Annotated in this window: 13 protein-coding genes; 11 read left to right on the top strand and 2 right to left on the bottom strand. The window is 71.7% G+C overall.

Annotated features, from left to right (window positions below; translation table 11 throughout):
- The coding region (locus ACPXBU_RS12385) for a hypothetical protein (RefSeq protein ID WP_425758141.1) at positions 1–197 on the bottom strand (197 nt) is incomplete at its 3' end.
- A gap of 337 nt (positions 198–534) precedes the next feature.
- Here ACPXBU_RS12385 and ACPXBU_RS12380 point away from each other — a divergent pair.
- The 7 genes from ACPXBU_RS12380 to ahcY all read left to right on the top strand — a co-directional run bounded on the left by ACPXBU_RS12380 (position 535) and on the right by ahcY (position 8,811).
- Entirely contained in the window at positions 535–1,809 is a 1,275-nt protein-coding gene (locus tag ACPXBU_RS12380) for a hypothetical protein (RefSeq protein WP_425758140.1), read from the top strand.
- Between the two features lie 69 nt (positions 1,810–1,878).
- The gene (locus ACPXBU_RS12375; RefSeq protein ID WP_393366671.1) at positions 1,879–3,264 is read left to right on the top strand and encodes a phosphomannomutase/phosphoglucomutase; all 1,386 of its coding nucleotides are present in this window, start codon (positions 1,879–1,881) and stop codon (positions 3,262–3,264) included.
- A 60-nt stretch (positions 3,265–3,324) separates the two neighbouring features.
- Positions 3,325–3,510 carry a Trm112 family protein gene (locus ACPXBU_RS12370; RefSeq protein WP_091394023.1) on the top strand — a complete coding sequence of 62 codons (186 nt, stop codon included), beginning with the start codon at positions 3,325–3,327 and terminating at the stop codon, positions 3,508–3,510.
- Positions 3,507–4,709 carry an SIS domain-containing protein gene (locus ACPXBU_RS12365; protein WP_425758139.1) on the top strand — a complete coding sequence of 401 codons (1,203 nt, stop codon included), beginning with the start codon at positions 3,507–3,509 and terminating at the stop codon, positions 4,707–4,709. Before ACPXBU_RS12370 ends, ACPXBU_RS12365 begins: the two co-directional genes overlap by 4 nt.
- Positions 4,710–4,854: 145 nt before the next feature.
- Entirely contained in the window at positions 4,855–5,865 is a 1,011-nt protein-coding gene (locus ACPXBU_RS12360) for a cation diffusion facilitator family transporter (protein ID WP_425758138.1), read from the top strand.
- 3 nt (positions 5,866–5,868) lie between these two features.
- The gene (gene manA / locus ACPXBU_RS12355) at positions 5,869–7,032 is read left to right on the top strand and encodes a mannose-6-phosphate isomerase, class I (RefSeq protein ID WP_425758137.1); all 1,164 of its coding nucleotides are present in this window, start codon (positions 5,869–5,871) and stop codon (positions 7,030–7,032) included.
- Positions 7,033–7,311: 279 nt separating this feature from the next.
- Positions 7,312–8,811: an adenosylhomocysteinase gene (gene ahcY / locus ACPXBU_RS12350; protein WP_425758136.1), complete on the top strand. Its 1,500-nt coding sequence runs from the start codon at positions 7,312–7,314 to the stop codon at positions 8,809–8,811.
- A gap of 74 nt (positions 8,812–8,885) precedes the next feature.
- Here ahcY and ACPXBU_RS12345 read toward each other — a convergent pair whose 3' ends face one another.
- Positions 8,886–9,044: a hypothetical protein gene (locus ACPXBU_RS12345; RefSeq protein ID WP_393366679.1), complete on the bottom strand. Its 159-nt coding sequence runs from the start codon at positions 9,042–9,044 to the stop codon at positions 8,886–8,888.
- Between the two features lie 170 nt (positions 9,045–9,214).
- On the opposite strand from ACPXBU_RS12345, the gene efeU reads away from it, so the two are divergent.
- The 4 genes from efeU (at position 9,215) to mtrA (ending at position 13,490) form a co-directional block, all read left to right on the top strand.
- Complete coding sequence (gene efeU / locus ACPXBU_RS12340; protein WP_425758135.1) at positions 9,215–10,117, top strand: iron uptake transporter permease EfeU; 903 nt, start codon at positions 9,215–9,217, stop codon at positions 10,115–10,117.
- Positions 10,118–10,140: 23 nt separating this feature from the next.
- Positions 10,141–11,274 carry an iron uptake system protein EfeO gene (gene efeO / locus ACPXBU_RS12335; protein ID WP_393366683.1) on the top strand — a complete coding sequence of 378 codons (1,134 nt, stop codon included), beginning with the start codon at positions 10,141–10,143 and terminating at the stop codon, positions 11,272–11,274.
- Between the two features lie 20 nt (positions 11,275–11,294).
- Complete coding sequence (gene efeB, locus ACPXBU_RS12330) at positions 11,295–12,572, top strand: iron uptake transporter deferrochelatase/peroxidase subunit (RefSeq protein WP_425758134.1); 1,278 nt, start codon at positions 11,295–11,297, stop codon at positions 12,570–12,572.
- 228 nt (positions 12,573–12,800) lie between these two features.
- A complete protein-coding gene (gene mtrA / locus ACPXBU_RS12325; RefSeq protein WP_110564421.1) occupies positions 12,801–13,490 on the top strand; it encodes an MtrAB system response regulator MtrA in 690 nt (229 codons plus the stop codon).
- Positions 13,491–13,492: the final 2 nt, after the last annotated feature.

The raw sequence follows: 13,492 nt of genomic DNA, 5'->3' as shown, positions 1-13,492 counted from the left end.
GCCCGGGCCTGGCCCACCGCCCGGGCCTGGCCCACCGCCCGGGCCTGGCCCACCGCCCGGGCCTGGCCCACCTCCCGGGCCTGGCCCACCGCCCGGGCCTGGCCCACCGCCCGGGCCTGGCCCACCGCCCGGGCCTGGCCCACCTCCCGGGCCTGGCCCACCTCCCGGACCTGGCCCACCTCCCGGACCTGGCTCAACGCCCGGACCCGGCCACCTGCCCGGACCCGGCCCCACCTGCTCGGGCCGTGAGAGATCGACTCGGGTTCGGCGAGGTCGGGGCATCCGAGGCGGTGGGATGGCCCGATTCCAAGAAAGTAGAGTGGATCATGGCTGGCCGGGCGCTGCGCTCACGTCGAGTGGATCATGGTCGGGACGGCGTCTTACCTCGACCGGAATCGCACCAGGAGCAGGTCGGCGGGCCGGGTCGCAAACCGTAACGCGGCACACATCCGGGCCGCTCTATGACCGGCGGGGTGGATGGGGCGGTAGTAGCCTGACCCGCGGACCCCACCCGGGGAGAACGGCGAGGTGATCATGACGGTGCGTCGACGCGCGGCTCGGCTCGCGGCGGTCTGCGGTCTGGTGGGCGGCCTGGTGATGCTCGGCGCGTCGCCCGCGCTTGCCGACGACGACTCGGTCCGCGTGGGTGCGGCCAGCAGCTTCGCCGCCGGTGGTTCCGCGCAGGGGGTGAACGTGGCGGTGCGAAAGCGCACCGAGGGCTGCGTCCTGCTGCGTACCGCGCTGGTTCTCAGCCTTGAAGGTCTCCAGCCGAGCCAGGCGAAGGTCGAGGTCAACGCGGGTGGGCAATGGTTCCCGGTGGCCCTGACCGGCGGTGGCGGCAACGTGGGGACCGCCCAGACGTCGCCGTTGAAGCCGACCCTGTGCAAGGGCAAAGGCATCACCGTGCGGTACCGGGTCACCTTCGGTGCGGACGCCCCGGGCGGCCGGCTCGTGGTGACCGGCGCGGGTGTCAGCGCGGCCGGTCAGGAGGTCGGCCGGGGCAGCGACACCGCGCGGGTGACAGGTGCGCGGGTCACCCCGTCGCCGACGCCGTCGAAGAAGGCGTCGCCCACCCCGAGTCCGACCGAGGTCGCGACAGTCGACGACGCGGTGACTCCGGCGGCGCTCGGCGACGTGTCCGGCACGCCGCAGGCCTCGACGGTCGCCGCGGCCTCGTCCGGTGGCACGTCACCGGTGATGATCTTCGGCATCGTCATGGTGGCGGTCGGGTTGCTGCTCATCGTGCTGCTGTTCCGTCGCTCGCGCCAGGATCGCCGGCCGTCCGACGAGCCGACCGGCACCCTGCCGGGCAACCCCGGCGGCACCACCTACCGGGCCGGCGGCGGGCCACCGGCCGCGCCCGGTCGCCCAGGCCAGGTGTACGGCCAGCAGCCGCCGTCCGCCAGTCCCGGTCCCATGCCGCCCCCGCACCCTGCCACCGGTCCAGGTGCCGTGCCGCCGCCCCCGTACCCGCCTGCTGGTCCGGGCGCCGCGCCGTCCCCGTACCCGGCTGCAGGTCCGGGCGCCGTGCCGCTGTCCCCGTACCCGCCTGCCGGTCCGGGCGCCGTGCCGCTGTCCCCGTACCCGCCTGCCGGTCCGGGCGCCGTGCCGCCGCCGCACCCGGCTGCCGGTGCCGTGCCGTCCCCGCGTCCGGCCGCCGGTGGCGTCTACGGCGCCCGACCCGCCGCCGGTGCGCCCCCGGAGGCGACGCAGCCGATGCCGGAAGCGCCGGAATCGCGACCGCTGCCCGGGGATCCGCCCCCCGACGATGGCGGGCGCACCGTGATCATGCCCCGGCTCCCCGGCTGAGCGGGGCTCGGCCCGGACCCTCCGTTACGCTCAGGCTCGGTGTCTACCTGCGGCGAAGGAGTGGAACACGTGTCTGATCTGTCCCAGATTGTGAAGGCTTATGACGTCCGAGGGACGGTGCCGGACCAGTGGGACGAAAGGGCCGCCGAGGCGCTGGGAGCCGCGTTCACCCAGCTGCTCAACTCCACCGAGGAGCCGGGTGACGCGGTGGTCGTCGGGTACGACATGCGCGCCACCTCGCCCGGTCTGGCCGCCGCGTTCGCCGCCGGCGTACGGGCCGAGGGCCGCTCGGTCATCGAGATCGGGCTCGCCTCCACCGATCTGCTCTACTTCGCGTCCGGCTCGCTCGACCTGCCCGGCGCGATGTTCACCGCCAGTCACAACCCTGCCCAGTACAACGGCATCAAGATGTGCCGCTCCGGCGCTCGCCCGATCGGCCAGGAGAGCGGTCTGGCGGAGATCCGGGAACGGGCCCAGGCGCTGCTGGACTCGGGCGAAGCCCGTCCGGCCGGTGCGCCGACCCGGCCGGCGGAGCGGCGTGACCTGCTTCCCGACTATGCCGGCTACCTGCGCAAGCTTGTCGACCTCTCGGGCATCCGGCCGTTGAAGGTCGTCGTCGACGCCGGCAACGGGATGGGTGGCTTCACCGTCCCCACCGTGCTGGGCGACACCGTCCTGTCGCCGCTGCCGTTGGAGATCGTGCCGCTCTACTTCGAGCTGGACGGCACCTTCCCCAATCACGAGGCCAACCCACTGGATCCGGCGAACCTGGTCGACCTCCAGCGCGCGGTGGTGGAGCACGGGGCGGACATCGGGCTGGCCTTCGACGGCGACGCCGACAGGTGCTTCGTGGTGGACGAGCGTGGCGAGCCGGTCTCACCGTCGGCGATCACCGCCCTCGTGGCCGCGCGCGAGTTGGCCAAGCACCCCGGCTCCACGGTGATCCACGGCCTGATCACCTCCAGCGCGGTCGCGGAGATCATTCGCGAGCACGGTGGGAAGCCTGTCGTCGCCCGGGTCGGGCACTCCTTCATCAAGGCGGAGATGGCCCGGACCAATGCCGTCTTCGGCGGCGAGCACTCCGCGCACTACTACTTCCGGGACTTCTGGTTCGCCGACACCGGGATGCTCGCGGCGATGCACACCCTGGCCGCGCTGGGCGAGCAGTCGCTGCCGCTGTCCGTGCTGGCCGGTGAGTACGAGCGGTACATCGCCTCCGGCGAGATCAACTCGACGGTGGCCGACCAGGCGGCGGCGGTGGCCGAGGTGCGGGCCGCGTACCCCGACGCGGTGGCCGACGAGATGGACGGGCTCACCCTGCGGTTCCCCGACGGCGCGTGGTTCAACCTGCGCGCCTCCAACACGGAGCCGCTGCTGCGGCTCAACGTCGAGGCGCCCACCCGCGAGCGGATGGTCTCGCTCCGGGACGACGTGCTCGACCGCGTTCGCCGATAAGATCGCCTGCGCCGGTCGGCACCGCCGCCGGTAAGCCGCACACGTGGAAGGAGCCGTGCCATGGCCCTGGATCCGCAGTTGCTCGAGATTCTCGCCTGTCCGGACACGCACCACGCCCCGCTCACCTACGACGCCGAAGCGCAGACGCTTACCTGCACGGAGTGTGGCCGGATCTTCGAGGTCCGCGACGACGTGCCGGTGCTGCTGCTCGACGAGGCGCGCGGCGGCCCTGGGCAGTCCTCATGATCGACGGTACGGCCGGGGTCAGCGGTCGTCGCGATGCCGACGAGGCCCTGCTCGACAACCCGGAGGCGCTGGCCGAGCGCGACCCGGGCGGCATGCTCCGGCACACGGCGTCGGCCGGTGCGCAGGTGCGCGAGAGCGCCGCACTGGCGGCCGAGGCGAACCTGGCGGTCCTCGCCGACGACGGGCGCCCCCGTGCCGTCGTGATCGCCGGCATCGGCACCGCGGGGCGTACCGGGGATGTGTTGGCCACGGTCGCGGGCCCGCGTTGCCCGGTCCCGATCATCGGGCACCGCAGCGCGGGCGTACCCGGCTGGGTGGGCGCGGCGGACGTGGTGATCGCGGTGAGCGCGTCCGGTCGTAGCCCGGAGGCACTGGGTGCCGCCGAGGCGGCGCACCGGCGGGGCGCCCGGCTGGTCGCCGTGGGCGCCCCCGACTCGCAGTTGCAGTCGATCGCCGAGCAGGCCCGGGCGCCGTTCATTCCGGTGCCCCGGCGTGCCCCGGCCCGAGCCAGCCTCTGGGCGCTCACCGTGCCGGTTCTGCTCGCGGCCCGTTCGCTCGGGCTCGTGAAGGTCAACGAGGCGGATCTGGCCGAGACCGCGGCCCGGCTCGACGCGGACGCCGACCGCTGCCGCTCCGCCGCGGAGTCCTTCGTCAACCCGGCGAAGGCGCTGGCCCTGGGCCTGGCCGGCTCGATCCCGATCGTCTGGGGTTCGTCCCCGCTGGCCACCGTGGCCGCCCGCCGGTTCGGCGACACCCTGTCGGCAAACGCCCGCTACCCGGTGGTCACCGGGGCGCTCGGCGAGGCCGGGCGGGGTCGCGTCGGGCTGCTCGACGGCGTCTTCGGCGGCCTGGCCGAGGGGGAGCGGGACATCTTCGCCGACCCGGCCGACGACGACGACGACGGCGATGGCACCCGGCTGCGGCTGGTGCTGCTGCGCGACGGCGGGCTCAACGCCGAGGACGACACCGACGAGCCGCTGGCCGTCGAGGAGCGCCGTGCGGACGCGGTGCAGACCCTCGCCGAGCGCCGTGGCGTGCGGTGCGACGTGGTGACCGCCGAGGGGGGCTCCGCCCTGGAGCGGCTGGCCTCGCTGATCGCGGTCCCGGATTTCGCCTCGATATACCTTGCCCTGGCCCACGGGTTGGACCCGATGGCCGTTCCGGCCATCACCGAGATGAAGGAGCTGTCGAACCAGTGAACGACCGTAGGGCGGCGCGGCATGCGCGGACCGGTTGGCTTCGTGCGGCGAAGCGGAGCGGTGGCGTGAGCGAGCGCAGCGAGCGAACCAGGTGGCTCAGCAGCGGGGCGTCTCGGGTCGCCACGACGCGAAGCGGAGCGGTGGCATGAGCGCCAACGGTGGGACGAAGGCGATTGTCGCCGCCCTGCTGGCCAACATCGGCATCGCCGTCACCAAGTTCATCGCGTTCCTGCTCTCCGGCTCGTCGTCGATGCTGGCCGAGGCGGTCCACTCGGTCGCCGACTCCGGCAACCAGGGCCTGCTGCTGCTCGGCGGCAAGCGGGCGAAGCGGGCGGCCACCCCGGAACACCCGTTCGGGTACGGCCGGGAGCGCTACATCTACGCGTTCATCGTGTCCATCGTGCTGTTCAGCATCGGTGGCCTGTTCGCGCTCTACGAGGCGTACCACAAGTGGAGCCACGGAGAGGGCATCAAGGAGTGGCACTGGTTGCCGGTGGTCGTGCTGGTGGCGGCGATCATCATGGAGTCGTTCTCCTTCCGGACCGCCATCAAGGAGTCCAACCACATCCGGGGCAACCAGTCCTGGGTCCGTTTCATCCGCCGGGCCAAGGCGCCGGAGCTGCCGGTCGTGCTCCTGGAGGACTTCGGGGCGCTCGTCGGTCTGGTGTTCGCCCTGTTCGGTGTCGGGATGACGTTGATCACCGGGAACGGTCGGTGGGACGCCGCGGGCACCGCGATGATCGGCATCCTGCTTGTCGTCATCGCCGTCGTGCTGGCCATCGAGACGAAGAGCCTGCTGCTCGGTGAGGGCGCCGAGGCGTCCGAACTGGCCACCATCGAGCGGGCCGTCACCGACGGCCCCGAGGTGGAGCGGATCATCCACATGAAGACGCTCTACCTGGGCCCGGAAGAGCTGATGGTGGCCGCCAAGATCGCCGTTCCGGAGTGGGAGAGCGCCCACGACCTGGCCCGTGGCATCAACGCCGTCGAGGCGCGGATCCGTGCCGCGGTGCCGATCGCCCGGGTGATCTACCTGGAGCCGGACGTCTACAGCGCCGCCGCCGCCGAGGCCGGCACCGGCGCGGCCGCCGACACCGCCGTGCCGCAGGACGCGTCGGGCGAGGCGGCCGAGGCGACCGGGCGGCCCGGGGGCTGACCTGTGGAGCCACTCTACGGACCGATCCGCGACTACGCCTGGGGCTCCCGCTCGGCCATCGCCCTCCTGCAGGGTCGGGTGGTGCCCAGCGCGGGGCCCGAGGCCGAGTTGTGGTTGGGCGCCCACCCGGGCGCCCCGGCCAACGTGGACCGTGCCGGCGAGCGGGTGAGCCTCTGCGACCTGGTGCGGGACGAGCCGGGGCAGTGGCTCGGTCAGCGGGTGTCCGAGCGGTTCGGCAGCCGGCTGCCGTTCCTGCTCAAGGTGCTCGCGGCCGACGCTCCGCTGAGCCTGCAGGCCCACCCGGACGCCGAACAGGCGCGGGCGGGCTACGCGGCGGAGGCCGGGCTTCCCGAGGGGCAGCGCACCTATTCCGACCCGCACCACAAGCCGGAACTGCTGGTCGCGCTCACTCCGTTCGAGGCACTGTGCGGTTTTCGGGATCCGGCGGAGTCGGCCGAGGCGCTCGCCGCGTTCGGCGTACCGGAGTTGGCGCCGGTTGTCGCCGCGTTGCGGGCCGGGCCGGCGGGACTGCGCACGGCGGTGCGGACGCTGCTCGGCTGGCCGGTCGCCGAGCGCGACGGGTTGCTGGGTGGCGTTCTGGCGGCCTCGGTCGACACCCCGGACGCGGAGTTGGCCCACCGGCTGGCCAAGGCGTACCCGGCGGATCCGGGCGTGCTGGTGGCGTTGCTGCTGCACCACGTCCGGCTGGTGCCGGGGGAGGCGATCTGGATGCCCGCCGGCAACCTGCACGCCTACCTGAGCGGCTGTGGCGTGGAGATCATGGCGGCCAGTGACAACGTGCTGCGGGGTGGGCTGACCCCCAAGCGGGTGGACGTCGACGAGTTGCTGCGGGTGCTGCGCTTCGAGGTGCTCGACGCGCCGGTGCGAGCCGCGCTGCCGGTGGGCCCGGGTGTGGACTGGTGGCCGGTGCCGGTGGACGATTTCGCGCTGCACCGGGTGCGGGTGGGCGCCACGGTGCCCTCGGTCACGCTGCCGTTGCCCGGCCCCCGGGTGGTGCTCTGCGCCGGTGGCGCGGTCACCGTGGACGACGGCGCCGGTGCGGTGACGCTGGCGTCCGGTGAGGCGGCGATCGGCACCGCGGCCGGCGAGCCGCTGCGGATCAGTGGCGACGGCGAGGCGTACGTGGCGACCTCCGGATTGCGGTGACAGGCGCCCGCCACCGACGACACAAGTCCGACTTTTCCGGAATGGCTTGACGAAGAGTTGCCCGAGTGTGACTCTATGAGTACGCAGCGTTATCGCGACGACGGTCCGAGAACGTGCGGGGAACCAAACCGGGGGGATGCACGGGGCGGGCGGGACGTGGGCGGGAAAGTCCGTTCACCACCGACCGCCCCGTGCGCTGTCTGCCGACCGTGCCGGACACGTGTCCGAGGCGCGCGTAAGGTGGAGGGTCGGCGCAGACATCGTTCGACAGGAGCTTTCATGACCAGCACCCTCCCGGCGTCCCCCAGCGGTACGCCGTCCGAGGCCCGGCCGAGCACCCTCGCCGAAGGCGACTTCAAGGTGGCGGATCTGTCGCTCGCCGAGTTCGGGCGCAAGGAGATCCAGCTCGCCGAGCACGAGATGCCCGGCCTGATGGCGATTCGCCGGGAGTTCGCCGAGGCGCAGCCGCTGGCCGGCGCGCGGGTGACCGGCTCGCTGCACATGACCATCCAGACCGCCGTCCTGATCGAGACGCTGGTCGCCCTCGGCGCACAGGTGCGCTGGGCGTCCTGCAACATCTTCTCCACCCAGGACCACGCCGCCGCGGCGATCGTCGTCGGCCCGAACGGCACCCCCGACGCCCCCGCCGGCGTCCCGGTCTACGCCTGGAAGGGCGAGACCCTCCCGGAATACTGGTGGTGCACCGAGCAGGTGCTCGCCTGGCCGGACGGGCAGGGGCCCAACATGATCCTCGACGACGGCGGCGACGCCACCCTGCTCGTGCACAAGGGCGCCGAGTTCGAGAAGGCCGGGGCGGTCCCGGCGGTCGAGTCCGCCGACTCCGAGGAGTACGCGGTCATCCTGGAGGTGCTGCACCGCTCGCTCGCCGAGGACGGCCAGCGCTGGACCCGGATCGCCGCCGGCATCAAGGGCGTGACCGAGGAGACCACCACCGGTGTGCACCGGCTCTACGAGATGCACCGCGCGGGCACCCTGCTCTTCCCGGCCATCAACGTCAACGACTCGGTGACCAAGAGCAAGTTCGACAACAAGTACGGCTGCCGGCACTCGCTCATCGACGGCATCAACCGGGCCACCGACGTGCTGATCGGCGGCAAGATGGCAGTGGTGATGGGCTACGGCGACGTGGGCAAGGGGTGCGCCGAGTCGCTGCGCGGCCAGGGTGCCCGGGTCGTGGTGACCGAGGTCGACCCGATCTGCGCGCTCCAGGCCGCGATGGACGGCTACCAGGTCGCCACCCTGGACGACGTCGTCGAGCAGGCGGACATCTTCATCACCGCCACCGGTTGCTTCGACGTCATCACCAACGAGCACATGGCCCGGATGAAGCACCAGGCCATCGTCGGCAACATCGGCCACTTCGACAACGAGATCGACATGGCAGGTCTGGCCAAGCGTTCCGACGTCGAGCGGATCAACATCAAGCCGCAGGTCGACCTGTGGCGCTTCGCCGACGGGCACGCCATCATCGTGCTCTCCGAGGGCCGCCTGCTCAACCTGGGCAACGCGACCGGGCACCCGAGCTTCGTGATGTCGAACTCGTTCGCCAACCAGACGATCGCCCAGATCGAGCTGTTCACCAAGACCGAGGAGTACCCGATCGGCGTCTACGTGCTGCCCAAGCACCTGGACGAGAAGGTGGCCCGGCTGCACCTGGGCGCGCTCGGCGCCAAGCTGAGCACGCTGACCAAGGAGCAGGCCGCGTACCTGGGTGTTTCGACCGAGGGTCCGTTCAAGCCGGATCACTACCGCTACTGATCGACGCTCCGCAACGACCGGGTCGGCTGTTCGCAGCCGGCCCGGTTCGTCGTCTCCGGCCGGCCTTGGCGGGGTCAGCCCGAGCGGGAGTCGCGGCGGGTGGGGCGGAACCACGTCCAGACGCACCACACCAGCCACGCGAGCGACACGACAGTGGCAAGCGCCCGCAGTCGCAACGCGCTGAGCAGCAGCACCACGGCCAGCACCGCCAGCCACGGCAGGAATCCCTTCACGGCGGGCATCCTTCCACAGCCGAACGGTGGCGTCCCGACGCCGGTCGGACGAGCCGCGAGCGCTGGGCCGAGTGAGCTTGTCGTGAACGACTTGACGGGGCTCCCGGACAGGGAGCAAGGTATGCCTGCCCTAAGTCAGTTGAGGCGTACCTAACGAACTCGGAGCCCGGATGTTCGCCACCTACCTGATCGGCCTGCGGGAGGGTCTGGAAGCCACCCTGGTGGTCAGCATCCTGGTCGCCTTCCTGCTGAAGTCGCAGCGCCGGGACCGGTTGCCGCAGGTCTGGGCGGGCGTCGGCCTGGCCGTGGCCCTGTCGGTGCTCTTCGGCTGGCTGATCGAGTACACGTCGACCTCGTTGTTCTCCCGCTACGAGGACCGGGAGTTGTTCGAGGCGATCACCTCCGTCGCCGCCGTGGTCTTCGTCACCTGGATGATCTTCTGGATGCGCCGGGCGGCTCGGACCATCGCCGGGGAGCTGCGGGGGAAGCTGACCGAGGCGCTCGCCGTCGGCTCGTTCGCGGTCGCCGGCATGGCCTTCCTCGCGGTGATCCGGGAGGGCCTGGAAACCACGCTGATCTTCTACTCGGCCGCCCAGGGTGCGGCCGGTGACAGCGGGCCGCTGCTCGCCCTGATCGGCGGCATCGGCACCGCCGTGGTGCTCGGCGTGCTGCTCTCCGCCAGCGCACTGCGGATCAACCTCGGCACGTTCTTCACCTGGACCGGCGCGCTGCTGATCCTGGTGGCCGCCGGCATCCTCAAGTACGGCGTACACGACTTCCAGGAGGCCGGTGTCCTGCCCGGCCTGAACGACCTGGCCTTCGACATCACCGGCACGCTCGACCCGACCACCTGGTACGCGGCCCTGCTCGCCGGCATGTTCAACGTGACGCCCGCGCCCACCGTGCTGGAGACGATCGCCTGGATCGGGTACGCCGTGCCGGTCCTCCTGCTCTTCCTGCGGCCGGCCCGCCGCACGCCGGCACCCGCCGCGAAAACCACAGTCACCGAGCGCGGAGCCGACACCGGCACCGAGGCCGAGGTCGCGGCGGCAACCACGCCGCAGCGTGCCTGACCCCACGAGGAGAGACAGCTCAGATGCGTACCACCCGATTTTTCGCGCTGGCCGCCGTCGGCGTGCTGGCGACGGCCGGTGTGACCGCCTGCTCCGGCGCCGACAAGGACGCCCCGGCCGCGGCCGGCGGTCCGATCGCGGTCAAGGCGACGGACACCGCCTGTGAGGTCGGCACCACGGACGTGGCCGCCGGCACCGCCACCTTCAAGATCACCAACTCGGGCGCCAAGGTGACCGAGTTCTACGTGTACGCCGACGGTGACCGCGTCATGGGCGAGGTGGAGAACATCGCCCCGGGACTGAGCCGTGAGCTGCACGTGGAGTTGCCGGCCGGCACCTACCAGACGGCCTGCAAGCCCGGGATGAGCGGCAAGGGCATCCGGGGCGCGCTCAAGGTCAACGGGTCGGCGCAGCCGCTCACCGCCGACGCCGCCCTGGCCGGCGCGGCCGAGAACTACAAGCGCTACGTCAAGAGCCAGACCGACGCGCTGCTGGACAAGACCGAGGAGTTCGTCACCGCGGTCAAGGCCGGCGACGTGGCGAAGTCCAAGGCGCTCTACCCGGTCGCCCGCACCTACTGGGAGCGGATCGAGCCGGTGGCCGAGATCTTTGGCGACCTCGACCCCAAGATCGATGGCCGCGAGGAGGTCATCGAGGAGGGGATGGAGTTCACCGGCTTCCACCGGATCGAGAAGGATCTCTGGCAGTCGGGCGACATCAGCAAGGACGGTCCGATCGCCGACCGCCTGCTGGTGGACGTCAAGGAGATCGTGACCAAGGCCAACGCCGAGACGCTCTCCCCGCTCCAGCTCGCCAACGGTGCCAAGGAACTGCTCGACGAGGTGGCCAGCGGCAAGATCACCGGCGAGGAGGACCGCTACTCGCACACCGACCTGTGGGACTTCGCCGCCAACCTCGAAGGTTCCAAGGCGGCCGTGTCCGCTCTCCGCCCGGCCCTGCAGCAGCGCTCGCCGGAGCTGGTCACGCAGTTGGACACCGAGTTCGCGAACGTCGAGGCGCTGCTCGGCAAGCACCGCGACGGCGACGGGTGGAAGCTGCACACCGCACTGAGCAAGGCCGAGCTCAAGGATCTCTCCGACGGGATCAACGCGCTCGCCGAGCCGATCAGCAAGGTCGCCGCAGCCGTCGCCAAGTGACCGGGACGCAGGGGGAGTCGATGAGTGGGAACAGGTTGACCCGGCGGCGAGCGATCACGCTCGCCGGTGCCGGGGTGGCCGGAGTCGCCGGGGTGGCCGCCGGCGCGGGCGCGCTTGTCAACGGCACCCGCGGCCCGGCGGCGGCCAGCGACCACCCGGCCGGGGCGGTGTCGTTCCACGGCGAGCACCAGGCCGGCATCGTCACCCCGGCCCAGGACCGGCTGCACTTCGTCGCCTTCGACGTGATCACGAAGGATCGCGCCCGGCTGGTCGAGCTGCTCGAGGAGTGGACGGCCGCCGCCGCCCGGATGACCGCGGGGCGGGACGCCGGGGTGCTCGGCGCCGTGGGCGGGATGCCGGAGGCGCCACCCGACGACACCGGCGAGGCGCTCGGCCTGCCCCCGTCGCAGCTCACCCTGACGATCGGCTTCGGGCCGACGCTGTTTCGCGACGCCGATGGCCGGGACCGCTTCGGCATCGCCGACAAGCGGCCCGCCGCCCTTGCCGAGCTGCCGAAGTTCCCCGGCGACGCCCTGCAACCACAGCTCTCCGGCGGTGACCTCTGCGTGCAGGCGTGCGCCAACGATCCGCAGGTCGCGGTGCACGCGATCCGCAACCTGGCCCGCCTCGGCATGGGCGTGGTGAGCGTCCGCTGGTCGCAGCTCGGCTTCGGGCGTACGTCGTCGACCTCCCGTGACCAGGCCACCGCACGCAACCTGTTCGGGTTCAAGGACGGCACGGCCAACCTCAAGGCCGAGGACACCGAGCTGCTGCGCGACCAGTTGTGGGTGCAGCCGGGTGACGGGCCGGACTGGATGACGGGCGGCTCGTACCTGGTCACCCGCAAGATCCGGATGCTTGTGGAGACCTGGGACCGGACCTCCCTGGCCGAGCAGGAGGAGATCGTCGGCCGGAGCAAGGGCAGCGGCGCACCCCTCGGGCGGACCGGCGAGTTCGACGAGCCGGACTTCGCCGCGCGCGGCGCGGACGGCAAGCCGGTGATCGCCGAGCACGCGCACGTGACGCTGGCCCACCCGAGCCGGAACGACGGCGCCCAACTGCTGCGCCGGGGCTACAACTTCGTCGACGGCTCGGACGGCCTCGGCCGGCTCGACGCGGGCCTCTTCTTCATCGCCTACCAGCGCGATCCGCGCCGCCAGTTCGTCCCGATCCAGACCCAGTTGGCGCGGCACGACGTGATGAACGAATACCTGCGGCACGTCTCCAGCGGTGTGTTCGCCTGCCCTCCCGGGGTACGCGACGGCGGGGACCACTGGGGGCGCGCGCTCTTCGGCTGACCGGGGTCAGGTTGGCGACAGCGGGACCCGTCCCGGGCTGCGGTGGCGCCGAGCGGCGTCGAAGGGGGATCATGGTGACAGCCTGGGGCGGAGGGCTGATCCACCCGCCCGGCACCGCAGCACGTGGCGCCGCCGCCGCGGGGTGCGAGGAGCGATTCTTCGGCGGCACACTGCGTTACCGGCGGACGCCGGTCCCACCGAACTGAATGAGGATGCAATATTAATCCCATGAGAGCCCGCGTACTGGTGGTCGACGACGACCCCGCGCTCGCCGAGATGCTCGGCATCGTGTTGCGCAGCGAGGGCTTCCAGCCCTCGTTCGTGGCGGACGGCGAGCGGGCGTTGGCCGCCTTTCGTGACAGCCGTCCCGACATCGTGCTGCTCGACCTGATGCTGCCCGGTATGAGCGGTATCGACGTCGCCCGGTCGATCCGGGCGGAGTCCGGCGTGCCGATCGTCATGCTGACCGCCAAGAGCGACACCGTGGACGTCGTGCTCGGCCTTGAGTCCGGCGCCGACGACTACGTGGTCAAGCCGTTCAAGCCCAAGGAGTTGGTCGCCCGGATGCGGGCCCGCCTGCGCCGGGGTGAGGACGTGGCCCCCGAGATGCTGACCATCGGGCCACCGGACAACCAGATCACCATCGACGTGCCGGCGCACACCGTGAGCCGCAACGACGAGGAGGTGAAGCTGACTCCGCTGGAGTTCGACCTGCTTGTCGCACTCGCTCGCAAGCCGCGTCAGGTCTTCACCCGTGAGGTGCTGCTGGAGCAGGTCTGGGGCTACCGGCACGCGGCCGACACCCGCCTGGTCAACGTGCACGTCCAACGGTTGCGCGCCAAGATCGAGCCGGACCCGGAGCGACCGGAAATCATCCTCACCGTGCGGGGCGTGGGATACAAGGCGGGGACCGGATAGCC

It is taken from the genome of Micromonospora sp. DT231 (assembly GCF_049847025.1).
Classification (GTDB): domain Bacteria; phylum Actinomycetota; class Actinomycetes; order Mycobacteriales; family Micromonosporaceae; genus Micromonospora.
The sequence above is the reverse complement of the archived record's forward strand: the minus strand, read 5'-3'. Positions and strand labels throughout refer to the sequence as shown.

Excerpts from the sequence above, each read along its gene's own strand:
- ACPXBU_RS12365 (WP_425758139.1), top strand. The coding sequence starts at position 3,507 with ATGATCGACGGTACGGCCGGGGTCAGCGGTCGTCGCGATGCCGACGAG.
- efeO (WP_393366683.1), top strand. The coding sequence starts at position 10,141 with ATGCGTACCACCCGATTTTTCGCGCTGGCCGCCGTCGGCGTGCTGGCG.
- mtrA (WP_110564421.1), top strand. The coding sequence starts at position 12,801 with ATGAGAGCCCGCGTACTGGTGGTCGACGACGACCCCGCGCTCGCCGAG.
- ahcY (WP_425758136.1), top strand. The coding sequence starts at position 7,312 with ATGACCAGCACCCTCCCGGCGTCCCCCAGCGGTACGCCGTCCGAGGCC.
- efeB (WP_425758134.1), top strand. The coding sequence starts at position 11,295 with ATGAGTGGGAACAGGTTGACCCGGCGGCGAGCGATCACGCTCGCCGGT.
- ACPXBU_RS12370 (WP_091394023.1), top strand. The coding sequence starts at position 3,325 with ATGGCCCTGGATCCGCAGTTGCTCGAGATTCTCGCCTGTCCGGACACG.
- ACPXBU_RS12360 (WP_425758138.1), top strand. The coding sequence starts at position 4,855 with ATGAGCGCCAACGGTGGGACGAAGGCGATTGTCGCCGCCCTGCTGGCC.
- efeU (WP_425758135.1), top strand. The coding sequence starts at position 9,215 with ATGTTCGCCACCTACCTGATCGGCCTGCGGGAGGGTCTGGAAGCCACC.
- ACPXBU_RS12380 (WP_425758140.1), top strand. The coding sequence starts at position 535 with ATGACGGTGCGTCGACGCGCGGCTCGGCTCGCGGCGGTCTGCGGTCTG.